Origin of the sequence: Acetobacter zythi, from assembly GCF_963921165.1 — a bacterium.
Taxonomy (GTDB): Bacteria; Pseudomonadota; Alphaproteobacteria; order Acetobacterales; family Acetobacteraceae; genus Acetobacter.
The window spans coordinates 1-23436 of the sequence record NZ_CAWUEO010000047.1 but is presented as its reverse complement, the minus strand read 5'-3'; the positions used below and the strand labels follow the sequence as shown (position 1 = coordinate 23436).

The 23436-nt window shown below is 52.6% G+C and carries 22 protein-coding genes and 1 tRNA gene; 12 read left to right on the top strand and 11 right to left on the bottom strand.

Annotated features, from left to right (window positions below; translation table 11 throughout):
* Nucleotides 1–54 precede the first annotated feature (54 nt).
* On the top strand, nucleotides 55–1734 hold the full coding sequence (locus tag AABE20_RS13405; RefSeq protein ID WP_338333548.1) for an OprO/OprP family phosphate-selective porin: 1680 nt from the start codon (nucleotides 55–57) through the stop codon (nucleotides 1732–1734).
* A 28-nt stretch (nucleotides 1735–1762) separates the two neighbouring features.
* Complete coding sequence (locus AABE20_RS13400) at nucleotides 1763–2797, top strand: sulfate ABC transporter substrate-binding protein (RefSeq protein ID WP_338333547.1); 1035 nt, start codon at nucleotides 1763–1765, stop codon at nucleotides 2795–2797.
* Between the two features lie 43 nt (nucleotides 2798–2840).
* Here AABE20_RS13400 and AABE20_RS13395 read toward each other — a convergent pair whose 3' ends face one another.
* The 4 genes from AABE20_RS13395 to AABE20_RS13380 form a co-directional block, all read right to left on the bottom strand.
* Nucleotides 2841–4127 (bottom strand): lactonase family protein, encoded by a 1287-nt coding sequence (locus AABE20_RS13395; protein ID WP_338333546.1) that lies wholly within the window; start codon nucleotides 4125–4127, stop codon nucleotides 2841–2843.
* Between the two features lie 189 nt (nucleotides 4128–4316).
* Nucleotides 4317–4901, bottom strand: a complete 585-nt coding sequence (locus AABE20_RS13390) for a peroxiredoxin (RefSeq protein ID WP_338333545.1) — start codon at nucleotides 4899–4901, stop codon at nucleotides 4317–4319.
* Nucleotides 4902–4967: 66 nt separating this feature from the next.
* Complete coding sequence (locus AABE20_RS13385) at nucleotides 4968–5999, bottom strand: alpha-E domain-containing protein (RefSeq protein WP_338333544.1); 1032 nt, start codon at nucleotides 5997–5999, stop codon at nucleotides 4968–4970.
* The gene (locus AABE20_RS13380) at nucleotides 5981–7453 is read right to left on the bottom strand and encodes a circularly permuted type 2 ATP-grasp protein (protein ID WP_338333543.1); all 1473 of its coding nucleotides are present in this window, start codon (nucleotides 7451–7453) and stop codon (nucleotides 5981–5983) included. Before AABE20_RS13380 ends, AABE20_RS13385 begins: the two co-directional genes overlap by 19 nt.
* A gap of 265 nt (nucleotides 7454–7718) precedes the next feature.
* On the opposite strand from AABE20_RS13380, the gene AABE20_RS13375 reads away from it, so the two are divergent.
* Together AABE20_RS13375 and AABE20_RS13370 are read left to right on the top strand one after the other, a co-directional pair.
* On the top strand, nucleotides 7719–8558 hold the full coding sequence (locus AABE20_RS13375; RefSeq protein ID WP_338333542.1) for a transglutaminase family protein: 840 nt from the start codon (nucleotides 7719–7721) through the stop codon (nucleotides 8556–8558).
* 55 nt (nucleotides 8559–8613) lie between these two features.
* On the top strand, nucleotides 8614–9687 hold the full coding sequence (locus AABE20_RS13370) for a zinc-binding metallopeptidase family protein (RefSeq protein ID WP_338333541.1): 1074 nt from the start codon (nucleotides 8614–8616) through the stop codon (nucleotides 9685–9687).
* Between the two features lie 8 nt (nucleotides 9688–9695).
* Here AABE20_RS13370 and AABE20_RS13365 read toward each other — a convergent pair whose 3' ends face one another.
* Nucleotides 9696–11387: an ABC transporter substrate-binding protein gene (locus tag AABE20_RS13365; RefSeq protein ID WP_338333540.1), complete on the bottom strand. Its 1692-nt coding sequence runs from the start codon at nucleotides 11385–11387 to the stop codon at nucleotides 9696–9698.
* A 176-nt stretch (nucleotides 11388–11563) separates the two neighbouring features.
* Here AABE20_RS13365 and AABE20_RS13360 point away from each other — a divergent pair, with 176 nt between their 5' ends.
* From AABE20_RS13360 to AABE20_RS13345, 4 genes are all read left to right on the top strand, one after another.
* A complete protein-coding gene (locus AABE20_RS13360) occupies nucleotides 11564–11773 on the top strand; it encodes a hypothetical protein (RefSeq protein ID WP_338333539.1) in 210 nt (69 codons plus the stop codon).
* A gap of 234 nt (nucleotides 11774–12007) precedes the next feature.
* A complete protein-coding gene (guaB, locus tag AABE20_RS13355) occupies nucleotides 12008–13486 on the top strand; it encodes an IMP dehydrogenase (RefSeq protein ID WP_338333538.1) in 1479 nt (492 codons plus the stop codon).
* Nucleotides 13487–13495: 9 nt separating this feature from the next.
* Nucleotides 13496–14794 (top strand): RsmB/NOP family class I SAM-dependent RNA methyltransferase, encoded by a 1299-nt coding sequence (locus AABE20_RS13350; RefSeq protein WP_338333537.1) that lies wholly within the window; start codon nucleotides 13496–13498, stop codon nucleotides 14792–14794.
* A gap of 131 nt (nucleotides 14795–14925) precedes the next feature.
* On the top strand, nucleotides 14926–16737 hold the full coding sequence (locus AABE20_RS13345) for a cation:proton antiporter (RefSeq protein ID WP_338333536.1): 1812 nt from the start codon (nucleotides 14926–14928) through the stop codon (nucleotides 16735–16737).
* An 8-nt stretch (nucleotides 16738–16745) separates the two neighbouring features.
* On the opposite strand, the gene AABE20_RS13340 is transcribed toward AABE20_RS13345, so the two are convergent.
* On the bottom strand, nucleotides 16746–17270 hold the full coding sequence (locus AABE20_RS13340; RefSeq protein ID WP_338333535.1) for a L,D-transpeptidase family protein: 525 nt from the start codon (nucleotides 17268–17270) through the stop codon (nucleotides 16746–16748).
* Between the two features lie 140 nt (nucleotides 17271–17410).
* Between AABE20_RS13340 and AABE20_RS13335 the strand changes: the two genes are divergently transcribed.
* The gene (locus AABE20_RS13335) at nucleotides 17411–18118 is read left to right on the top strand and encodes a response regulator transcription factor (protein WP_338333534.1); all 708 of its coding nucleotides are present in this window, start codon (nucleotides 17411–17413) and stop codon (nucleotides 18116–18118) included.
* Nucleotides 18119–18180: 62 nt separating this feature from the next.
* On the opposite strand, the gene AABE20_RS13330 is transcribed toward AABE20_RS13335, so the two are convergent.
* The gene (locus AABE20_RS13330; protein WP_338333533.1) at nucleotides 18181–18915 is read right to left on the bottom strand and encodes a YoaK family protein; all 735 of its coding nucleotides are present in this window, start codon (nucleotides 18913–18915) and stop codon (nucleotides 18181–18183) included.
* Between the two features lie 124 nt (nucleotides 18916–19039).
* On the opposite strand from AABE20_RS13330, the gene AABE20_RS13325 reads away from it, so the two are divergent.
* The 3 genes from AABE20_RS13325 (at nucleotide 19040) to AABE20_RS13315 (ending at nucleotide 20953) form a co-directional block, all read left to right on the top strand.
* Nucleotides 19040–19114, top strand: a tRNA-Val gene (locus AABE20_RS13325).
* A 193-nt stretch (nucleotides 19115–19307) separates the two neighbouring features.
* Nucleotides 19308–19691, top strand: coding sequence for a LexA family protein (locus AABE20_RS13320; protein WP_338333532.1), 384 nt, complete (start codon nucleotides 19308–19310; stop codon nucleotides 19689–19691).
* Nucleotides 19691–20953, top strand: coding sequence for a Y-family DNA polymerase (locus tag AABE20_RS13315; RefSeq protein ID WP_338333531.1), 1263 nt, complete (start codon nucleotides 19691–19693; stop codon nucleotides 20951–20953). The genes AABE20_RS13320 and AABE20_RS13315 overlap by 1 nt, the downstream gene beginning before the upstream one ends.
* Before the next feature lie 19 nt (nucleotides 20954–20972).
* Here the strand turns inward: AABE20_RS13315 and AABE20_RS13310 are convergent, their stop codons facing one another.
* The 4 genes from AABE20_RS13310 to AABE20_RS13295 form a co-directional block, all read right to left on the bottom strand.
* A complete protein-coding gene (locus tag AABE20_RS13310) occupies nucleotides 20973–22172 on the bottom strand; it encodes an OprO/OprP family phosphate-selective porin (protein WP_338333530.1) in 1200 nt (399 codons plus the stop codon).
* Entirely contained in the window at nucleotides 22159–22458 is a 300-nt protein-coding gene (locus AABE20_RS13305; RefSeq protein ID WP_338333529.1) for a hypothetical protein, read from the bottom strand. The genes AABE20_RS13310 and AABE20_RS13305 overlap by 14 nt, the downstream gene beginning before the upstream one ends.
* 160 nt (nucleotides 22459–22618) lie before the next feature.
* Nucleotides 22619–23017 (bottom strand): hypothetical protein, encoded by a 399-nt coding sequence (locus AABE20_RS13300; protein WP_338333528.1) that lies wholly within the window; start codon nucleotides 23015–23017, stop codon nucleotides 22619–22621.
* 115 nt (nucleotides 23018–23132) lie between these two features.
* Nucleotides 23133–23357, bottom strand: coding sequence for a hypothetical protein (locus AABE20_RS13295; protein WP_338333527.1), 225 nt, complete (start codon nucleotides 23355–23357; stop codon nucleotides 23133–23135).
* Nucleotides 23358–23436: the final 79 nt, after the last annotated feature.

Genomic DNA, 23436 nt, shown 5'->3' with positions numbered 1-23436 from the left:
CTGTTTTGTGTTATTCTACCGTATCAAAGTAAAAGTTTAAGTTTTGGGGGACTTATGGCGGTGTCTGTTCGGGCAAGCGTTCTGTTGACGACAACAGTTTCAAGCCTTTTTTTGCCATGCGTAGCCATGGCCGCAACATCTGATGCGGAAAATGCAGCCTTACGGCGTGAAATTGCAGCGATGCATCGTGAAATGATGGGGGAAATCCATCGTCTTCAGGCGCGGGTTGATAAATACGAGCATGTCTCCACCCAGCAAAGCCACAGGATCGGGCGCGTTCCGCGTACCCTGACTGCGGGCGATGCGGATGATGCCCAGCCCCGTTTCCGGGAAGATCCGATTGTTCCGGTCAATCATGGTCCCCGTAGTGCCAGCGAAAGCCGTATTGCCCTGCCAGAAGGACCTGCGCAGTCATGGAGTTCATTCAAGGCGGCTACCGCCAAGGATGAGAGTGTCGATATTGGTGGTATCAAAATTGGTTTTCCCAAAGGCCGACCAACCATTTCTTCGGATGACAAGGCTTACGCATTTTCCATTGGCCTGCTGGCGCAAGAAGACTTTGGCGGCTTTATGGGAGTGAGTGGAAACGGTGGTATTTTCAATAAGTTTACAGAAAATGCTCGCCGTCTTCGTATTTACATGTCCTGGCGTTACAAGGATTGGGTTGTTAACGTAACGCCCGATTTTGGCGCAAATAATGCTGACGGCACGGTCAGTCTGTTTGAAGCCAACCTTAATTACACAGGTCTGCACAATACAACGCTGACTGTTGGTTATTTTCAGCCACGTATGGAAGAAGATAGCGCAGAACGCTCGGGCGCGTTTGAATTCCTTGAACGTCCGACCATTGTTGATCTGGTGCGTAACATTGCTGGTGGCGTTGCCCGCTTTAGCATTGGTGGTGAGCATTACGAAAAACGCTGGCTGGTTGCCGGGTATTTTACGGGCCAGAAATATGGTGATCGTAAAAGCAACACGGATACAACTGGTATCGTCGATAGTCAGACAGGGGGCGTGTTCAGAGCCACAGGGCGTCCTTATGTCTCTAAAGACATTGATTTGCATGTGGGTGTTGGTGCGACAGCGGCCTTTAAGGTTAACCAGACCACAACTGCGGGCCGGTCCTATACATTCAAGGATAATGTGGAAGTCCCTCTGGGCGAAGACCAGTTGCTCTCCTCTGGAGCATTATCCAATATTTCCCAAATCTGGGCTGCCGGGCCGCAGCTTGGGTTCCGTTATAAAAAATTCCTGCTGAAAGGGGAATATTACCACGTTGGTGTTCAGCATGATAACGTAGCTGCTACTATTAACCCCTCATCCATTGGGTTTGATGGCTGGTATGTTGCGGCAAACTATACACTTCTTGGGCATGGTCGTGGCTATAATGAGAAAATTGGGGCCTTTACTACTCCGGGCGTCGAGTATGATTTTGATCCGGCCAAAGGGCACTGGGGAGCACTGGAAATTAGCGGACGCTGGAGTGTAACTGACCTGCGGACATCAGGCTCGACCACAGCGACAGGGAACACAGTCAAAGCCAATGGTGAAACAGGCGACAAACAAACAGTTTGGCAGGGTGGGTTGAACTGGTACCCCAACCAGCACATCAAAATCATGCTGGATTACACGCACTTTGATGTTTCCAGCTACAATGGTGCAAAATCAACGGCCCCCAACTTCTTTGGACGTAGTGGCAATGCTGTTGTTGGTCGCGTGCAGGCGGCATTCTAATCTGACTTTATTTTTAAGGAACAGGCTTATGAAACAGGACAACTTTTCTCACATCCGTCGCGCCGTTCTCAAAGTAACGGCGGTATTGGGTGTTTCCCTGCTGGCGGGGTTGCAGGCAACGGCGAGCTATGCGGAATCTTACCATCTTCTTAACGTCTCTTATGACCCAACGCGTGAACTCTATGCTGATGTGAATAAGGCATTTGCCGCGCAATGGCACAAAGACCATCCGGAAGACACGGTAAGTGTTAAATCAGCGCATGGCGGTTCCGGGGCGCAGGCGCGCTCCGTGCTGGAAGGCGCACCGGCAGATGTGGTAACGCTGGGGCTGGCTTACGATATTGATCTACTGGCCCAGCATGGCCTGATTGCGGCTGACTGGCAGAGCAGGCTGCCCCATAACGCAACCCCTTATACCAGCACCATTGTGTTTCTGGTCCGTAAGGGGAACCCCAAAAACATTCACGACTGGCCCGATCTGATCCGTGACGGCGTGCAGGTCATTACGCCAAACCCCAAAACATCGGGCGGGGCACGTTGGAACTATCTGGCCGCTTGGGGCTGGGCGCTGCACCAGAAAGGGGGAACCCCCGAAACTGCCAAAGCGTACTTGAAAGACCTGTTCAAACATGTGCCCGTGCTGGATACGGGGGCCCGTGGCGCCACCAACAGCTTTGTGCAGCGTAATCTGGGTGACGTACTGCTCGCATGGGAAGATGAAGCACTGCTGGCCACACGTGATATTGGGCCTGATCAGTTCGACATTGTTGTGCCGTCACAGACCATTCTGGCCGAACCGCCTGCGTCCATTGTAGACAAGAACGTTAAGGCGCATGGTACGGAAGCCGTTTCCAAAGCCTATCTGGACTTCCTGTTTACGCCTGAAGGGCAGAAAATTGGTGCAAAACACTATTTCCGCCCTGTTGATCCAGCCATTTTGGAGGAAAATAAAGCACTGTTCCCCAAAGTGGATACCTTTGATGTGAAAAGCCTTGGTGGCTGGACCAAACTGCAGAAAGAGCATTTTTCTGACGGCGGGGTTTTTGACAGCCTTTATAAATAAAGTTCAACTATGCGCCGCACTTTATAGTGCGGCGCATTTTCGATTATTCAGAATCAATAACAGTAAACGCAAAAGATGTTGGGGTGCCTATTGGCACAAAGTGCCAAGTAAAATCGAGTGCCCCTGTGTCTGTATTAACCCGCAGCGATGTAATGCAGTCACTACGCTGGTTGGCAACAAATACAAACTTTCCGGAAGGATCAAAACTTAAGGCCCGTCCGTAATCCGCATGTACCCAGACTTCGTCAAACAATGTTATCGAACCATCCTCATGCACTCTAAAGCAGGCAATGGCGTTACCTAACCGATTGGTGACATAGAGAAATTTCCCTGTTGGGTGGAGAATAATTTCGGCCGCAAGCGTGCTACCCCGAAACTGCGCTGTAACGGTTGAAGCCGTTTGCTTGATTTGCATAGCACCCGTCTGACCGTCATAATCCGCAACAACAACGCGGGAATCCTGTTCGCCAAGAATGTAAATAATTTTTCCGTCATGGCTAAAACAGAAATGGCGGGGAGCAGATCCCGGTTCCATGCTCAACCATGGTTTTTCAGCCGGTTTTAAGGTGCCGTTCTCCATATCGAACGACCAGACATAAACCCTGTCCAGCCCAGCATCACAGGCGAGAACAAATTTTCCACTCACATCGGATTGGATCATGTGAACGTGGGAGCCTGAATGGTCACTGACGGCATAATTGCCCGGCGGGTTGTCTGCTGCCCGTTCTGGCATTTTAGGTCCTGTGTTGTGCACAAGATCAGTTAATAACCCTAAGCTACCATCGGGTTGAATGCGCATAACTGCCGCACTCCCACCCGTATAATTAGCGATAAACAGATATTTTCCCGATGGATGAACACTTAAATGTGCAGGGTCCGCGCCACCGCTACTCATCACATTAAGTTTGCTGAGCACACCTGTGTGTCGGTCGACCTTAAACGCCGTAACAGAACCCGTGTGACCACCTTCAAAATCACTTATCTCATTAACCGTATACAAGGTGTTCTGGTCAGGGGATAATGCCAGAAACGAGGGATTGTCAGCGGGGGTGACATGACCCAACTGGGTTAAAATCCCGCTTTCAGGGTTCATTTCAAAGAGGGTAATACCGAGTGCATTACTCTCTGCCGGGCCTGAGCGCGTATACCCCCCCACATAACATAAAATGCGAGGTCCCTCTTTTTTGGCAGCTTTTTCCGGGTTGGCTTTTGGTAAAGCGGCCTTAGGGATTGGAGCAGGGGGCGGGGCACTCTCGCCAAAAGCTTTTCCAAAATGGGCTGTCAGGCTTAAGCCCATGATAGAAAAGCCAAAAATTCGGCGACCCATCATATTCGGTTTATGATTCATGGGGTGATTATTACGAGATCACGCGGAATTTTCAAATATTTATTAGCATGGATTTGTATGATTGAACAAAATACGATGCTTAAGCCCGAGAAGAATATACAGTTCCTCTCTATCCTTCTCAAGCATATGCAACAGAGATCAGAATGATATTAAGATTTTATCTCTATATTTTCATTTCTGTATTTGGCTTGCATGCCATTTTTTCAAAGATTCAAGGGTTTCAGCAACATGCTGCTCTGGGTTGCTACCCGTATAACTGAGTAAAATATTGCCATCTGGTGCAATAACATACGAAGTGCGTTGGGAAAGTAAGGTTTGATGCTCTGTACTGACAGAATGGTAGAGGATAGCCGTTAAGGCACCCGGGTCGGCCAAAACTGCAAATTTATCCCTGCATTCCACTTTTGAAAATTCCGAGACCCTCTCGGTATTTCCCGCAGTTATGCCAACAAGCGTTGCCCCCTGTGCTTGAAACTGCTCCGCTGCGGCGGCAAAATCATGAGCTTCCTGTGTGCAGCCAGCAGTAAATGCTGCGGGAAAAAAGTAAAGAACAACAGGGCCTTTTGCGAGCGCCGCTTTAAGGGAAAAAGTTATGGGTTTGCCGGCCAGAGCGCCTTGAAGCGTAAAGTCCGGAGCATTAACGCCCTGAGATAAAGCCGCCTGTGCTGGCTGGGCGTTACACGCCAGTCCAGTTGCAACAGGAAGAGCGATAAGTGAGAACCTTAAAGCGGTTAAAACGGTTGTTGTCCTGATCACTCTATAAATCCCATATGCTAACCGGAGGACCCAGTCCCGACACGTTGGCCCATCCGGCAACCCGATCTAGCTTTGTTCCTGCATTGTAGCTTTGATTGTAGCGGGTTCCTGATGTGTTGTCGCGGGCCAGAATGTTATGGCAATGGCATTTTGTAAATCTCTGATCTGTGTCTGAATCCAGCTCATATAGTCGTGCAACCCACGAATAATAATTTCTTCGGCGGTCTGGTCCTGTAGACTAGCCCGCAGTTCGGCAACGCATTCCAAAAGAGGGGAACATATCTGGCGCAGATTTTCATGGGCAGCCAGAAGGGTCAGTGTTTCATCAATCTGACGTAGAATTGTGCTGAGGGAGCGGGGAAAACCATCATTCTTGAGCAAGAACCCTACAATATTGGCGGGTGTCAGGGTTACGGGCCGTAACCGCCGGAAGGCATGGTAGGCCGCGGCTGAACGGAGGACTGATGTCCATTGTGTCAGGTCAATATCAGACCCCGGCACTTCAGATTGGGGGAGGAGCATATGGTAGCGAATATCAATCAGACGCGTGATCTGGTCACTCCGCTCCAGTGCTTTGCCTAACCGATAGAAAAGCCATGCCTGATCACGGTAGAGCGTGCCTTCGGCAATGCCAAAATGGGTCTGGCAGTCCTGCCGGACACGGGTGCAGAGTTCGGCAAGGTTATGGTCTGCCATATCTCCATTTTTGAGATTAAGCAGATTGCGGGAAAAAACATTCAGCTGTGTCCATAATTCAATAGACACAAGGGGGCGCACAGCGCGCGCATTTTCACGCACTTGCTGCGCGAGCGAGACCAGTGATGCCGGGTTGCGTGTTTCCGTTACATAAAACGGGACAATCGCTGCATGTTCAGAGGTGGGGTGTATCTGCTCAAACAGGCTCTCGTCCGAATTGATGGCAAGGATGGAATCCCATGCCGTCTGGCCTTCCGCATTGCGGACAAAAGTCTCCGTAACCTCCAGCAAGCGGGCCAGATTTTCCATGCGTTCCATGTAGCGTGCAAGCCACATCATACATTCCGCATAGCGCGACAGGAGGGGAGTTGGGGAAACAATTATCATGACGCCATGACCCATGTATCTTTTGAACCGCCACCTTGGGATGAGTTGACCACCAAAGACCCCTTACGCAGGGCAACGCGCGAGAGGCCACCGGGCATGACCCATACAGAACGCCCCGTAACAGCAAAGGGTCTCAGGTCAACATGGCGGGCTTCTACCGCGTTGCCACATAGCGTTGGTGTAACAGACAGCCCAATAGTCGGCTGGCTTATGTAATTACCCGGATTGTTGCGTAATTTTTGGCTAAAATCATCCAGTTCCGCCTGCGTGGCCTGTGGGCCGATAAGCAGGCCATACCCACCGGATTCACCAACAGGTTTAACAACCAGTTTGTCGAGATTTGCCAGCGTGTAGGCCAGTCCTTCCGGCTCTGCGCATATGTGTGTTTCCACACTCTCCAAAATTGGTTCCTGATCCAGATAATAGCGGATAATGCGCGGCATATAAGCGTAGACGGCCTTATCGTCCGCAACGCCCGTGCCCAGAGCGTTTGCAAGCGTTACATTGCCCCGCCTGTAGGCTTCCACCAGACCCGGCACCCCCAGAAGACTGTCAGGGTTAAATGCAAGTGGATCAAGGAATTCATCATTTAGGCGGCGGTAAATGGAGTGTACGGGTTTTGGCCCCATAACTGTGCGCATGAACACCTTATGGTCATCCACGAACAGATCCCGGCCTTCCACAAGGGGTACCCCCATTTCACGCGATAAAAAGACATGCTCAAAATACGCGGAATTATAAATACCGGGGGAGAGCAGAACGACCTGAGGATCATCCACACCTTCAGGGGCGACTTCGCACAAAGCATGGTGCAGGCGTGGGCCGTATTCCTCAACAGAACGTATGGGCAGGCCAGATGCCAGATCAGGCATGAGCCTGAGCATCATATGTCGGTTTTCTATAACGTAAGATACGCCAGAGGGGGTGCGTGCATTATCCTCCAGCACCAGAAAACGGCCCTGCTGGTCACGGATCAGATCCGTGCCATTGATATGGACATAAACCCCGCCGGGCACGGAAAGACCGACCATGGCCTGACAGTAATTTGCATTTTTCAGCACAAGTTCGGCTGGCACCACGCCATCTTTTAGAATGTGTTGCTCATGGTAAATATCATGCAAGAACAGATTGATCGCCTGAATGCGCTGTTGAACGCCGCGTTCTATATGGTGCCATTCGTTTGCTGTAATAATGCGCGGAATGGCATCAAACGGTAGAATACGGTCAATCGCCTCCCGGTCAGTATAGACGGTAAAGGTTATGCCCATTCTGTAAAGCTGCGCTTCTGCCGAGGCTGTTCTGTTTTTAAGTTCCTGTATCTGCAATGCGGATAGACGTTTTTTTACGCACTCGATAATGGGGGGTGTGGGAGATTTGCGGTTCATCAATTCGCAATAAAAATCGGGCGTTGCGTAATTATCCAGCAGTCCGCGTGTTGGGGGAGGGGCAAGGTGTAGGGCGTTTGTCATAAAAGCCTCCCATCTGGCGTTCGGGACTGAAGGAGAGAAGGGTCCGGCCCGCCAAAACGTTTCGAATATGTATTAACGGAGCAGGATTTCCGGCATTTGCCAAGCACAAAATACGCGCTCACATTTTGTTTGAACAAACCCGCATGGGTCCCTTGCGTGGCTTGCACAGAATGCTATGATTTTGTGCTGAATTATTGTTCTGATACCAAACAGATATCAGCGGCACATTGCGTCAGGTCGCAAAAAGAGCAGGACCGTATTTCTGATGAGTTCACACGTAACGCTTTTGCACCGGACCTGCTACCGTTACGACCGCCCCGTAGCTCTGGGGCCACAGACAATACGCCTGCGCCCGATGCAAAGCAGCCGCACCCCCATTGAATCTTATGCTCTGCACATCCGGCCGGAAGGCTTTAACCTGCGATGGGAGCGTGATTCGTGCGGGAATGATGTTGCCTGCATTGGTTTTCTTGACCGCCTGACACATTTTGATATCGAAGTCTCGCTTATTGCGGACATGACCGCCTATGACCCGCTTCTCCAGACCCGTTCGAGCGAAGATCAGGAAGACAGCTTTCTGGACGATTATTCCATGCCTCCAGATTGCGGGCCGGAGGTTCGGGATTTTCTGTCCAATTACTCCATCGGCATGAGCGGAGACATGCTGGGGGACATGATGGCGATCAATCGCGGCATCGCCAAGCGGGTCAGCTACCAGCGCCGTCTGGAACCGGGTGTATGGTCTGCGGAGGAAACACTCCGCAATGGGGCCGGCTCCTGCCGGGATAGTGCCTGGCTTTTTGTTAATATAGCCCGGTATCTGGGGCATGCTGCCCGGTTTGTCTCAGGCTATTTGATCCAGAGTGCCATAACGGCCGATGGCGAAGAGGTTCTGACTGGCGAACTCCACGCATGGGCACAGATTTTTATACCCGAACGCGGCTGGCTGGGGTTTGATACGACATCAGGCCTCCTGACCGGGGAGGGGCATATTCCTCTCGCTGTTGCAGCCAGACCGGAAAATGCAGCCCCTGTTTCGGGCCTATTAGACCGATGTGAAGCAACATTTAATGTTTCCATGAAGGTGGAACGGCTGTTTACGTGATAAGAGATTTCAAAGAATAAATCTTTGGCCGCTGAATGTTAAAAGGAAGTGCAGGATGAAGCGCTTTACCTGCCAATCCTGTGGGCAATTACTGTTTTTTGAAAACACCCGCTGTAACCAGTGCCATGCCCCACTGGGTTTTATGCCCGAAAGTGCCAACCTTACCGCACTTTCCCCCGTGGGAGGGGGGCTCTATCGCGCGGTTGATTGCGGTACAGAGGACGCCCCCCGAGCGTTCTGCACCAATCACATTTATGATGTGTGTAATTGGCTGGCTTCCCCTGCGCAGGGTACCGGGGCGTTCTGTTTTGCATGCCAGTTCAACCGGGTTATTCCCAACCTCAACATACCGGGCAACATGGAGCGATGGCACAAGCTGGAAATTGCCAAGCACCGGCTGTTCTACACCATTCTGCGCTTAAAACTCCCGGTTAAAAACCGACGACAGGACCCGCGGGAAGGGTTGGCGTTCGATTTTTTGGATGATTCTCCACAAAGCGACCTTCCCATCATGACAGGCCATAGCAACGGCATCATCACAATTGCGACCAAAGAGGCGGACGATGCCTACAGGGAGCGCATGCGTGTGGAAATGGGAGAGTATTACCGCACCCTTTTGGGCCATTTCCGGCACGAAATTGGCCATTACTACTGGAATGTTCTTATTCGTGATGGAGGTCGGCTGGAGCCGTGTCGCGCTGTGTTTGGTGATGACCGGATGGATTATCAGACTGCACTACAAAACCACTATGCACGCATAACACCGGGGAATTGGCGGGAGCATTATGTCAGCCTGTATGCGATGTCTCATCCGTGGGAGGATTTTGCGGAAACATGGGCGCACTACTTCCACATTGTCTCCACGTTGGAAACTGCTCTGTCTTATGACATGACCATTGGTCAAAAGGTCGATGGGCAAACCATTCTAACCCATAAAAATGACCCTTATCTGCACATGCCGTTTGATGAAATGATAGAGGCATGGCTACCGTTAACCTATGCCGTTAACAGTCTGAACCGCTCCATGGGCCTTGCCGATTTTTATCCTTTTGTGCTCACGGCGGGGGTGCGCACAAAACTCCGCTTTATTCATGATGTCGTGCGGCAGGTGCAACAGGCTGCGGAATGAACGCTCATTTATTGCACCTGAATTTGCGAAAATAGAATTTCATCATTCAGGGTAATAATGACGTTTCTGGCACGGCGCGATAACAGAACAACCCTTTGGGTCTGAGAGAGTGGAACAAAAGGTGCCTGCGCCATAACCTCCCGATCCACTTCCGACCAAGCATGATTGCTGGCGGCTCTATCCGTCAATGCCAGCATGGCGGCTTCGTGCATGAGTTGATCAATATGAGGGTCGCAAAATCCGGAATAATTGGGCGAGTTATCGGAATTGGGGTGAAAGGTCTCGCAAGAGAATAGGGTTTGCAGAAAACTGGATGCGGAAGGGTAATCCGCATTCCAGCCTGCCAGTGCAATTTGAAAATGGTTTTGTGTATTCTGGATATACGTAAACGCAATGGCGGGGCTTATACTGCGGACTGTTGCCTTGAACCCAAGCATTTCCAATGTATTGCGTATGTCTTCCGCCGTTGCACTTCCGTGCTGTTCGGATGGCACAATAATGGTGACCTTTTGCCCAGCCATGCCACTTTCTTTAACCAGACGGCGGGCTGTATCCATATCTGGTTTGACCCAGTGTTCCGCCGGGTGCGTGGGGGATGCCCCTTGCGTGTAAAAGCAGAAGGGTTCGTAACCCGGTGTGCCATCGGGCAGGATCTGGCATAAAGGCGAGGCCACCGCTGGACCGCCCCTGTAAATAATCATGGCGTGCCGGTTTACGGCGTAATTCAGAGCCTGACGGACCTTAAGAGACGTAAAGGGAGGTTCATGCACATTCAGCATGGCAAAATAGGACAGAAGAGGGGCGTAAAGCCGGACCTGATCGGCGTAGCGGCTGCCGACCTCGCCCAGCCGGTCCAGCGGCACGTTCTCATACATCCAGTCCGCCTGCCCATTTTCGACCGCAGTAACGGCAGACTCTCCATCCAGACCGAAGGAAACCTGTACAGCGTCAGGGTAGGCCGCGGGTTGCGCGTTGTGTGACCATTCGTGAAAAAATGGGTTCCGTTCCAAGCGCAAAAGGCTGGTTGGGTCATACTCGGCAATGCGGTAAGGGCCGGTTCCGGGGATGGGGGTATTGCCCATGTCCCGTACTGGTGTTTCGGCTGGCAGAATAACGGCATGCATCCATGCCAAGCGATCCAGAAATTCGGGGTCTGGGGTGCTGAGCCTAAAAATAATTTGCCGCGTGCTAGCATTTGTTTCCATGCCGCCAGCCAGTGTGCACGTTCCCGGGTTTTCCAGACAGGCCTGCGCACCAATAATGGCGCCGTAATACGGTCCAGCGGTTGGGCTGCCAATTTTGAAAAGCCGCCGGAAGGATGCCGCCACATCGTCCACTGTCACAGGCTTGCCGTTGGAAAAATGTAATCCTTCCCGCAAGGTCAGGCGGTAGGTGCGCCCACCATCCTCAGGCAGTGGTACAGATTCGACCAGATTGGCAATAACCGGCTGCGCCTCAGGCCCGGAGAATTTGGGGTAGGCAAGTAGCGTATCATAAACCGGTGTTTCAAATAACTTGGTCAGGGCGGTGTAGGATATCTGCGGGTCCAGCGTGCCAGAACTGCTTTGCGCAAGAATACGCAGCGTGCCGCCCGTATGGCCCGCGGGCTGTGCTTCCGCCGCCCAAGCCGAGGGGGCAGAACTGGCCAGCAAGCCCAAGGCGGCAAGGTAGGGGAATATAAGCGGCATCCGGTTGGTCATGCCCAAGTATGGCCTGCTTTGCCGCCCTGTTCAAATATGAAAATGGTAGGGAAGGGGTGCCGCATATCGGCCTCCGCCAATGGGCGTTGTTTTGAAAACATCCCGTCACAAAACAATCACACCCAAACGGTTTTTTTTGCGTGTAGTGTCTGGTTACAGCATGGGAGGAGGCGAGCATGTATGGTCATCAGGCAGTGCAAACCGCTCAGGCGGAAACCGCGAACCGCTGGCGTGAGGCCGTTCGGGAACGCTGGCGCATTACGCTGCTCAGTGCATGGGAACGGGAAACCCTGATGGCGGATGGTAAAGCACCATTGCACATCCAGAAAACCGTCTTTCTAAAGCAGAAAGCCCGAATGACCCGTTGCAACGCGGGCTGCAAATAAAGGTCTTACGCCCAAATCTGGCAGGTTACCCCCGCAGGCTTGCGCCTTCGGGGCATTTGCCGTTCGCTCACCTTTGAGCAGCTTTTTTCAAAAACATTATGAATAATGACTATGGGCGCTTGCGTTTACCCTGCCAAAGTCATAAGAGGAAGCGCCAAAGGTCGGGTGACCTGCGGCAGTGCTTTGCTACAGGGTTAACCCGCCACGTTGTAATTCAGCAAGGGTGCCCGCTGCATGACTTCCTCTCCATACAGCCGTGTTACTGAAGCTCTGGCGTTTGACGATGTTCTGGTCGTCCCGGCTGCTTCTGATGTCGTGCCAGGTCAGACCATGGTGCGTACGCATCTGACGCGTTCCATCGAGCTTAACATCCCTCTTATTTCTTCCGCCATGGACACGGTAACGGAAGAGCGCATGGCCATTGCCATGGCGCAGCAGGGCGGTCTGGGCGTTATTCATAAAAACCTCAAACCCGAAGAGCAGGCCGAGCATGTGCGTCGGGTCAAGCGCTTTGAATCCGGCATGGTGGTCAACCCGGTCACGGTTGGACCAGACCAGACGCTGGCCGAAGTGCGGGAAATTATGCACCGCCACGGTATTAGCGGCCTGCCGGTTGTGCAGCCCGGCACACAGAAGCTGGTCGGTATTCTGACCAACCGGGATGCCCGCTTTGCAGTTGACCCCACGCAGCGTGTTTCCGAGCTTATGACCAAGGACCGTCTGGTTACGGTTAAAAACGGCGTTGACCCGGATACAGCCCGCCAGCTTTTGCACAAGCACCGGATTGAAAAACTGCTGGTTGTGGATGATGCAGACCGTTGTGTTGGCATTATTACCGTAAAAGACATGGACAAGGCGGTAGCGCACCCTCTGGCTATCAAGGATAGCATGGGCCGTCTGCGCTGCGCCGCCGCCACCGGCGTGGGGGAAGACGGCTTTAGCCGCGCCAAACTGTTGATTGACGCAGGGGTGGATGTTCTGGTGGTCGATACCGCCCACGGCCACTCTGCTGGCGTTCTGGCCGCGGTGGAACGCCTGAAGGCTCTGGATGACGATATTCAGGTCATCGCCGGTAACGTTGCCACACCCGAAGCCGCCCGGGCACTGGTTTCGGCCGGGGCTGACTGTATTAAAATCGGCATTGGTCCGGGGTCCATCTGCACCACGCGCATTGTGGCAGGCGTTGGGGTGCCCCAGTTCTCGGCTATTTTGGAAACGTCTCTGGCCTGTAAGGAAATGGACGTACCCTGCATTGCAGACGGTGGCATCCGCACATCGGGCGATATTGTTAAAGCTATTGGTGCCGGGGCAGACGTAGTGATGATTGGCTCCTTGCTGGCTGGCACAGAAGAAGCGCCGGGCGAGGTCTTTCTGTATCAGGGCCGCTCCTACAAGTCCTACCGGGGCATGGGCAGCCTTGGCGCCATGGCGCGAGGCTCGGCGGATCGTTACTTCCAGCAGGAAGTCAAGGACGCGCTCAAGCTTGTGCCTGAAGGGATTGAAGGCCGTGTTCCCTACAAGGGCAGCATGTCCGCCGTTATTCATCAACTTGTGGGCGGGCTGAAAGCTGGCATGGGCTATACTGGCTCGCGCGAGATCAGTGATCTGCAGGTGCGGGCCAAGTTCCGCCGCATTACAGGCGCAGGCCTGCGCGAAAGCCATGTGCATGATGTTTCCATCACGCGTGAAGCCCCTAATTATCGTCAGGACTGATCTGCCTTTATGACACCTACAGCCAGACTTGCCGCAAGCATTGACCTGCTTGCGGCCATGGAGGCGGCACCACGCAAACCAGCGGATGCCGTTGCCAACAGCTTTTTCAGAGAAAGACGCTACATTGGCGGCGGCGACCGGCGTGCCATTTCCGGTCTTGTGTGGGACATCATGCGCAACTGGCGCAGGTTGGGGTGGTGGCTTGAGCAGAACGGGGGCGCTGCCAGCCCCCGCATGCTGGCGGGTGCTCAACTGGTATTTGACCGAACCCCCATGGAAAAACTGGTTTCCATCTATGGTGGCGGGCGTTTTGCCGCAGGGGCGCTAAGCGAGGCCGAACAGGCCGTTCTGACCGCCCTGATAGGCAAGGACCTTGACTGTGCCGATATGCCGCGTGCTGTTCGGCTTGAAGTGCCAGACTGGTTGCTTCCCAAACTGGAAGAAACTTTTGGAGACACCCTTGAATCCGAAATAAAGGCTATGGCGGACCCTGCCTCGCTGGACCTACGGATTAACATGCTGCGCACAACCCGTTCGGAGGCCATGCACGCATTGGCGCGTGAAGGCCTGCATGCGGAGGAAACAAAGCTCTCCCCTTGGGGGCTGCGGCTGGAAGGACGCCAACCGGTTACCGCCAGCAAGCCTTTCCGCGATGGTCTGGTCGAAATTCAGGATGAAGGCAGCCAGCTTGTGGCCGCCATGGCGGGTGTAGACCCCAGCATGCGCGTGCTGGACTACTGCGCGGGGGCCGGTGGCAAAACACTGGCTCTTGCCATGATGATGGAAAACAAGGGCCATATTGTTGCGTGTGATGTTTCCGTGGTGCGTCTGGAAGGGGCCGTAAAGCGGCTTCGTCGTGCCGGGGTGCATAATGTGGAACGCCATCTGCTGACCGAAGGCGATAAATGGGCCAAAAGGCGGGCGGCCTCATTTGACCGCGTTCTGGTCGATGCGCCATGCAGTGGCACAGGCACCTGGCGGCGTAACCCGGATGCCCGCTTCCGTACTACTCAGGTTGATCTGGACGAACTTCTGGTCAAGCAGGCCGCGATTATGGACCGTGCGGCTGCTCTGGTTAAGCCGGGGGGGCGTATGATTTATGCAACATGCTCGCTCCTCCGTGCGGAAAATGCAGGGCAGGTGGAGCAGTTCCTTGCCCGCCATCCTGACTTTCGTCTTGTGCCATCCGGTTCCCCATCACTGCCCGATGCTTTGCGCGAGCAGTCCATGATCAGCCTGACCCCTGCGCGGGACGAGACAGACGGATTTTTTGCTGCTGTTCTGGAGCGGCAGGCGCCCGAGAACTGATTGTTTTTTTAGAAAATAGTATTAACCCACCGCTTTTGCGGTCTATCTTCTTGGTTTGATGTATAACTGCCATGCCTATATGCTCTGGGCACGAAAAACATGGATCACATCTGACCACGAGATAGACCTGCATGACCGATAGTGTAATTATTTTCGTCTTTTTTGTGCTGGGCGGCAGTATGCTCGCACAATGGACGGCTTGGCGCTTCCGGCTGCCCGCTATTGTGTTGCTATTCTCGCTCGGGTTACTTTACGGGCCGGTGCTACAGGTTATGCATCCGTCCGAAATGATTGGCTCTGCTTTTCATCCTCTGGTTTCACTTGCTGTGGCCCTTATTGTTTTTGAGGGCGGTCTGGCGCTAGATTTTCGCCAGCTCAAGGAAGCAGGGGAAGGTGTGCTCCGCCTTACGCTGGTTGCGCTGCCCATTAATTTTATGCTGGGCAGTCTGGCAGCCCATTACCTTGGCGGCATGGGCTGGGGGCCAGCGTTCCTGTTTGGCTCGATTGTGGTTGTAACTGGGCCTACGGTGGTGCTGCCGTTGCTGCGGCATGCCAAACTCAAGCCCCGTATTGCCGCCTTCCTGCGCTGGGAAGCTATTCTGAACGACCCGGTCGGGGCCATTTTGGCGACTTTGGTGCTTGAAGTCCTCCTCATGCACCCTGATGAAGGCTCGGGCACTGTTTTTGCCGCAATTGTTCCGCATATGCTGGCGAGTGCTGCCTTAATGATCGGGCTGGGCGTTGGCTCGGCATGGTGCGTCCGGTGGCTATGTGTGCGTGACCTTCTGCCCGAAATCATGAAGATGCCTTTGTTCATCACGCTGGCACTCATGCTGTATGTGGTTGGAACGTTGAGCATGGATGGCGCGGGACTGATCGCCTCCACGGTGTTCGGGATGGGGCTGGTCAATCTGCGTATTCCGGGAATGGGTGAACTCCAGCGCATGAAGGAGGCGTTGGTTGTTCTCATTGTCTCGGTGTTGTTTGTGCTGTTGGCAGCAGACCTGCAACGCAACGAACTGGCCAGTATTTCGTGGTCCATTGGCGCGTTAACACTGGCGGTTCTGTTTCTGGTTCGCCCGTTGGGCATATGGCTGGCGACCATGGGGTCCAGTCTGAGCTGGAGAGAGCGCTTTTTTGTTGGCTGGATTGCGCCGCGCGGCATTGTGGCCGCCGCAGTAGCCGGCATTGCCGGGGTCAGGTTGCAAGATGCGGGCTACCCCGGCGCTGGTCTGGTGATGCCGGCTGTTTTTGCGGTTATTGCCTCAACCATGATTTTGCATGGCTTTTCGCTTATTCCGCTGGGGCGTAAATTACACTTGACCCTGTCCAACCAACCGGCACTGGCTATTGTGGGGGCAAGCGAATGGTCAACCCAGTTGGCACAGACCGTGCATGACGTAGGCACCCCAGTGCTTCTGGTAGACAGTTCCGCAAGAGATCTGGCACCCGCACAAAAAGCCGGCGTGCCCGTGCTGTGCACGGAAGTTCTATCCGAAGAAGGGGCGGAAAGTCTGGAGGAACGCCCCGCCGATTACCTGATTACCGCAACACCGGATGCCATTTATAATGGACTGGTCTGTGCCCATCTGGCCCCTCATTTTGGCCATCAGCGTGTGTATCAGGTTAGTCCGGGCATTGCGCGGCTGGATCAGTACCGGGGCCTCAGCCGTGAGGCGAGGGGAAAGGTTCTGGGGCAGCCCGGATGGAACTTTACCCTGCTGGAAACCTTGGTCAAACAGGGCTGGCGCTTTGTGGCCAAGGACATTACGGAAGAAAACAAAGAACGTCTTCTGATGGAAAACAGTGATTTTCTGATTTTTCTCATGATCCAGAAAGGTGCCGCCATCACGGTGGTCTCACTTGAAGATGATGCCTCTCCTCCTTTCTGGGTAGGGCTGGTTGCTATTGGTCTTATGCCTCCACCCCAAACGGCGGCATAAAATACGGTTCAGTTTTCTGCGGCGTGAATGGCAATAGACGTAGCACCAGACCTTAGAACAGCACGTAGGTCCTGCTCTGTCAGGGCTACGCACCCCTCTGTTGGCGTGCAATCTGGGCGTTGCAGATGCATAAAAATGGCAGACCCAAAGCCGGGCAGGGCGGGTGCATCGTTGTAACCAATTACAACCACAAGGTTGTAAAGGTCATCCTCTCTCCACAAAACTTCATGTCGGGCGGCATCTGGAAGTGTAATGTGTTGATTATACTGAGGGGATGCAGGGTCATCGCACCATCCATCATGAGGGGTCAGGGCTTCCACGGGTAGGGTCGTCACCGGCGGGTGGGTTCGATCGGCGCGATAATACACTTTTCGGAGAGTGAACTGCCCGGTCGGTGTGGCCATATCCCCCTCCCGCTTTTGGTCTGTTGTGCCATTTTTGCCAATGACTGCTGCCATTGTTGTGTGCCCGCAATGCAGTTTTGCGTGGCTACGGCTGTCAGGCGTGGGCCACACGTGTATTATCGTCTCCATATCTTGCCTCTGTTCATGGCCTGCCATGCGGCTCACGTATCATGTCAGTTCTTACGTTGTGTGAAGATTCGTGGCACGATAGCAAAAGAATAGGTCAGGCAGCCACTTTATAGAGGGCTGACACAAGGAGATGGAACCACATGACGGGTGCACGCCCCATTTTGGTTGTTGACGACGATCAGGTCATCCGCCGCGCTTTAACGGAACAGTTGCAGGTTGATGGTGAGTTTCTGGTTCTGGAAGCCGCCACACTTGCCGAAGCACGTGAAAAAATGAAAGGCCCGGACGCCCGGTGTGATGCCATCTTGCTTGATGTGTCATTACCAGATGGCGATGGTCGGGATTTTTGTGCGGAACTGCGCAAGGAAGGCCTGCGCATGCCCGTGATCATGCTGACAGGCTCGGATGATGAAGCCGATATTGTGCGCGGTCTGGATGCTGGCGCCAATGATTACGTGGCAAAGCCGTTCCGTATTGCCGAGCTTCTGGCCCGGTTGCGCGCGCAGTTGCGGTTGTTCGAAAACAGCGAAGACGCCGTATTCTCAATCGGACCATATACATTCCGTCCGTCCGCCAAGCTGCTGCTGGAACCGGTTAAAAACCGTCGTATCCGCCTGACTGAAAAAGAAACAGCCATTCTGAAGTTTCTGTACCGTGCGGGCACCCGCCCTGTGCCACGGCAGGTTCTACTGAATGAAGTCTGGGGCTACAACGCAGCGGTGACCACCCATACGCTGGAAACCCATATTTACCGCCTGCGCCAGAAAATTGAGCCAGACCCTGCTCATGCCTCCCTTCTGGTCACCGAGGGTGGTGGCTACCGCCTGAACCCGGAAGTGCTCGCATAAAACACAAGGATTCTGTTCGCCGGGCTAGCACCGGGTGCGGTTGCCAATCCGGCGAACAGAATTTACCCGGCTCTTCCGGGCCTACCCGAGAGCGCGTTTGTAACAATGCCGGGTAGGGCGCATGAGGCCAGCAGAGCCGCTATAATAAACAAAAAACTTACAGGCCATGCGTGGTATATAAACGCCCCGGCCACACCGCCTCCAACAAAACAGCAGATGATCTGCAAATGTAACCGGAGCCGCTGACGGATCGTATCCAGATGTTCAGCACTCAGGTTGTGTCGCCATGCCCCAAGCCAGTCGGCAATTTCCATTCCAAGGTCAGTCAGCATACCGGTAATATGCGTTGTCCGCACAACTGAGCCTGAGATACGGGTGACTGTTGCGTTTTGCAGCCCCATGAGAAAGCAGAGCGTTAAAGCGGGAAGAAAGCTATGTGCGCCCAGCAACGTGAAGGCATGAGCAGCCCCTAATAGAGCCAGCAGGGCCGCTTCGAGTAAAATACTAAAGGCATAAGCTGCATGCCAGTGCCGACTGCGCCCCCAGTTGACCAGAAATGTGCAGACAATAGCTCCAAGCACAAAACTACCGGCCAACTCCATTGCACGGCCCCCCTCCAGCAATTGACCATTTTGCAGGTTAAGGGCCATGGCAGAGGCATTGCCGGTCATATTGGCGCAGTAATAACCAAAATCCATAAATCCTGCGACATTTACGGCTCCCGCGATCATAGCAAGGGAACTGCCCAGCCGCCGGTTTGTCACAAAATTGCGCTTTTCCTGCTCCTGAAAGAGCATACCCTCTCCTTAATTCATTCCGGCAGTTAACGTCCGGTAGCAAAATATCTGATTTTTTTAACTTTAATAGCAAATCACCTCTTGCCAAAACATTCGTGATGGATGTATCAAGCGCTCACAAACCGGGTGCGTAGCTCAGCGGTAGAGCATCGCCTTCACACGGCGGGGGTCACAGGTTCAATCCCTGTCGCACCCACCACGGTTTGCCCTAGTTTTCTGCGGGTTACAGAAAACAATCCACAAAATAATAAGCGTGCTATCGGTTTATATCGGTCCATATTGGACCATTTCGACCCATATTAAACCACATCAATCCGTGCAAAATCCGTGCACCTTTTTGATTGACTTTGCATACCATGTTCTCTTTATGTTCTCAGTTAGGGAGAAAGTAGATGAATGCACGCTATGCGGGAGACCGCACGACCGGCTTTGCCAGCCCGGCATCCGATTCTGTTGAGGGGCCGATTGACCTTTCCCAGACTCTGGATTTAGCGAATCCCAGCCGTTACCCGGTGCGTGTGCGCGGGGCGACCTTTGCCGCACGGGGCATTCTGGATGGGGATATTCTGATAGCTGATACAGCAGGCTCCCCACAGGCAGGCCAACTGGTCATTGCCTGGGCAGCAGGGCGTGTTCTGCTGGCGGAATTGCAGAAGCGGGGCAAGGCGTGGTGGCTTGTGTCGGGAGACAACACGCATCCACCACTTGAGGTTGATCCTGCACGGGATGTGGAAATCTGGGCCAATGTTGCCAGCGTGGTACGCGAGAAAGCCTGATGCTGTACGGCCTGATCGACTGCAACAGCTTCTACTGCTCCTGTCAGCGGGCCTTTGACCCGGAATTGAAGCATCGCCCGGTTGTCGTCCTGTCCAATAATGATGGCTGCGCCATTGCCCGCACGGCAGAAGCCAAGCAGCTCGGCATCAAAATGGGAGAGGCATGGCATCTGGTCCGCAATGAGCGGAAGCTGTCGGACGTGCGCTGGTTCTCCAGCAACTACCCGCTTTATGCGGATATGAGCCGTAGGGTCTATCAGGTTCTGCTGGATTACAGCCCAAGGGTAGAACCGTATTCCATTGATGAGATGTTCCTTGATTTGTCCGGCTTCTCAAACGCCTTACATGCCCATTGTGGGGCTATGCGCCAGGCTGTTCAGCAGATTACCAAGGTACCAACCTGCGTAGGCTGGGGGCCAACCAAAACCATTGCCAAGCTGGCTAACGGACTGGCCAAGGACAGGCCGGAGCTGGAAGGGCTGTGCGACCTGACAGACCCACAAATGCGCCAGAGATTTTACCGCAACGTCTCCGTGGGAGAGGTCTGGGGCGTGGGCCGAAGACTGCTCCCGAAGCTGCATTATGCGGGTATCCGCACGATAGAGCAGTTTGTAGAGGCCAAACCTGCGCAGATCCGCAAGATCATGGCCATTACAGGTTTGCGGCTCCAGGCTGAATTACAGGGGGAAAGCTGCCTCCAGATAGCGGAAATGGCAGAGGCTCGAAAAGGCATGGCCTGCACCCGGTCTTTTGGTCGCCCCATTACGGCCTATGACGAAATGCATGAAGCCATAACCGGCTTCGCCAGCAGAGCGGCGGAGAAGCTCAGAGCGGAGAAGTTGGATGCGGCCCATATCGCCGTATTCATCCAGACCAACCGGCACAGGCGGGATGATGGCTGGTATGCGAACCAGTTCAGCATCAGTTGCGAGCCGACCAACGACACCTTTACCATTTGCCGACACGCTTCCCGCCTGTTGAAACAGATATGGCTCAAAGGGTACTGCTACGCCAAAGCTGGCGTCATGCTGAATGATCTGGCGCCACACGGACAGCAAAGTACCCTGTTCAGCATGGCTAGCGCAAAACCAGATCACGAGACCCTGCTGGCCGCCATGGACGGGATCAACCAGAAGTTTGGTAGCGGCACACTCTTTCCACTCTCGGCAGGGATCAAACGGGACTGGAAGCCACGACAGGCCATGCTTTCAGCTCGTTACACGACAAGGCTGAAAGAAATTATGGAAGTAAATTGCTATTAATTATAAATATAGTTTTCAATTAAAAATATACTTGGAACATTGATAAAATACTATCAAAATCTTTATAATTCCCTTTCTCGTAATATTTTGTGTGAGAGTAATCCAAAGAAACTCGTATAATATCTAATGGATACCAGTTTATATTTGCACTCCATATATTTTGTCTTCCTCCAGATACGTCACTGCTTTCTAAATCCATTTGAGAAAACCTTGTAGCCAGTTCAATGACTCCCGTGCCATGACAAAAAGTTGAGATTTTCTGATCACATGATGGAGAAGCGAAACTTGCAGATGTGGATTTCCATGCCCGCGGTTTTCCAACCAATGTGTATGCCGCAGTAATATACCATCCATAAAAATTTTGACGGTTTATTCTAGAGTTTGGCTTTGTATTAACAATTAAGTTGTAGTATTCACTGGTTAGCAATAGTTTCTTCCATGCAGCAGCCCCTTCTAAACCGAAGGCACCAGCATTTTTTGCTGGAATATTACCTGTCTTTATATATTTATCGTTTAATCCATCACCATTTTCAGGTGTATCTGAAAATGATACACCACCTGCCATAGAACTTTTATGAGACGGCTGAAAAACCCACTCGCCTGATATGCCTATATGCATAAGAAATGATTGGGTATGTATCGGTAGAATGACAGATCTAAAAACAATTGCTCTTTGATTGCCGTCTTTTCCCGGACCAGCTGTCCCCGCCGTTCCAGAAATAGCTAAATGATAGTAATTTCCATAAAATAACGCTTGCACCGCCTGACGATTTGCACCGGCGGCAAGCCCACGGGTAATTGTTGCAACGCTTGCCCGTTCAGGAAAAATGCTATCACCTCTGGGCTGCATTGATGACAGTCCAAAACTTGGATTAAACACCCCGGCAGAAAATTGAAAATGTTTTAAACCAGTATAGCTAGCAGCACCTTCGAATAGACGCATTTGTCCACCAGGAGCCGGCCCAAAGTCCCAAATGGCACCGATCTTGACCTGGTTAGCTATATTAATTCGCACCCCGTTACGGATGTGAGGGCCACTGGCAGATGGAGAAGAGTGTTGACTGCCACGTATATTACTACCCACCTCGAGCTGATCTTGAGCAAATGGGTGAATAATAACTTTCCCCACAACAATGTCTTTAACAGTTTTGGCAAAAGACTCGGAAGAAAAATTCGAAACAAACACAATACAGAAAATAAATTTCTTATTTTTCCACATAATTTTTCATATATTTCATATCATTTTCTTGCGGAACTGAGTTTATCAATATATTTTTTTCTGTAAGATCAAGGTATTTTTTAGTTCCAGAACGAACAATAGATAGCCCAATATTAACAAAATCTTTTTGTTTCCAAGGCTTTTCTTTTCCTAACGACAAACATACAGCATAAGCTGCGCCAGCTAAGTACGAATCTAATTCTTGTACAGTACGGTTTTCTTCAAAACATAATTGTCCGATTTGTTCTCCAACATACTCAGGATCAAATCTGACTCGTAATGACATGACGTAAGACCCTCACTTGCTTCCATATGCTCACACTATCTAACGTGTTTTTTTTGTTACAAAAAGCCATTTCAAATTACAAATATTTTTTATGTTATTATAATACATGAAATATGACAAAATATTCTGTAGATATAAAATTATACAATTTAGACCTGTGTTATTTATTATTATGCAAGCATGCATTTATTAACGAAGTGCAGGCGGCATATTTCCCCAGAAAAGTATTGCTCGGACCGGTATATTCGACCTGAATAACAAGCCCATTTCTGATCCGTGCTACGAAATGACAGGTACCGTGCCCGGACAGATCCAGCTCCAGACTAAATGGCCCCTTGAGGGTTAGCGGCCCCTGCACCTGTTGATCCTGCCGCCATTGCAGCACCTCACCATCGGGCAGGGTAGCCACGTTATCCGGCACCCCAGCGCAGGCAATCAGGTCTGATCTGGGCATTCCGATCAGGTCATGCTTGGCCCGCAGGGGCAGGCTGGAGCAGGCGGATGCCAACAACAGCAGCCCAAAACTTGCGAATTTGCGCAAGTTCGCAAACTGGATCATTGATCATCCTCTCTATCCGCACGGGTTCTGAGCCAGCGCACGGTTGCGGCAAACAGGACAAAGGCGAGGCCAACGGCCCCGCCTCCCAAGATCAGAAAGAACTCGTTATCGGGCGTCATGCGTTCTGGATCGCGGCGTTATCGGCCACGCACTTGGCAATGATCGCCTGAATATCCGCATCGGTCGGGCCGGTGCCGGATTTGCTCTGCTCGATTGCGGCAATGATTGTGGCGTAGATCTCCGGCCCGTATTTTTCGGCCAGTTCCACCACTTCCCCCACAACGCCAAGGATCGCGCCAGAGGCGGCGGCAATGCCTTCCATGGTTTCGGCTGTACTCATTTGCTGGTGTCTCCTGTCTTGCAGGCATCCGGAATGGTGCCCGCCTTCACACCCGCCCAGCAGGTCTGGAACGAGAGCA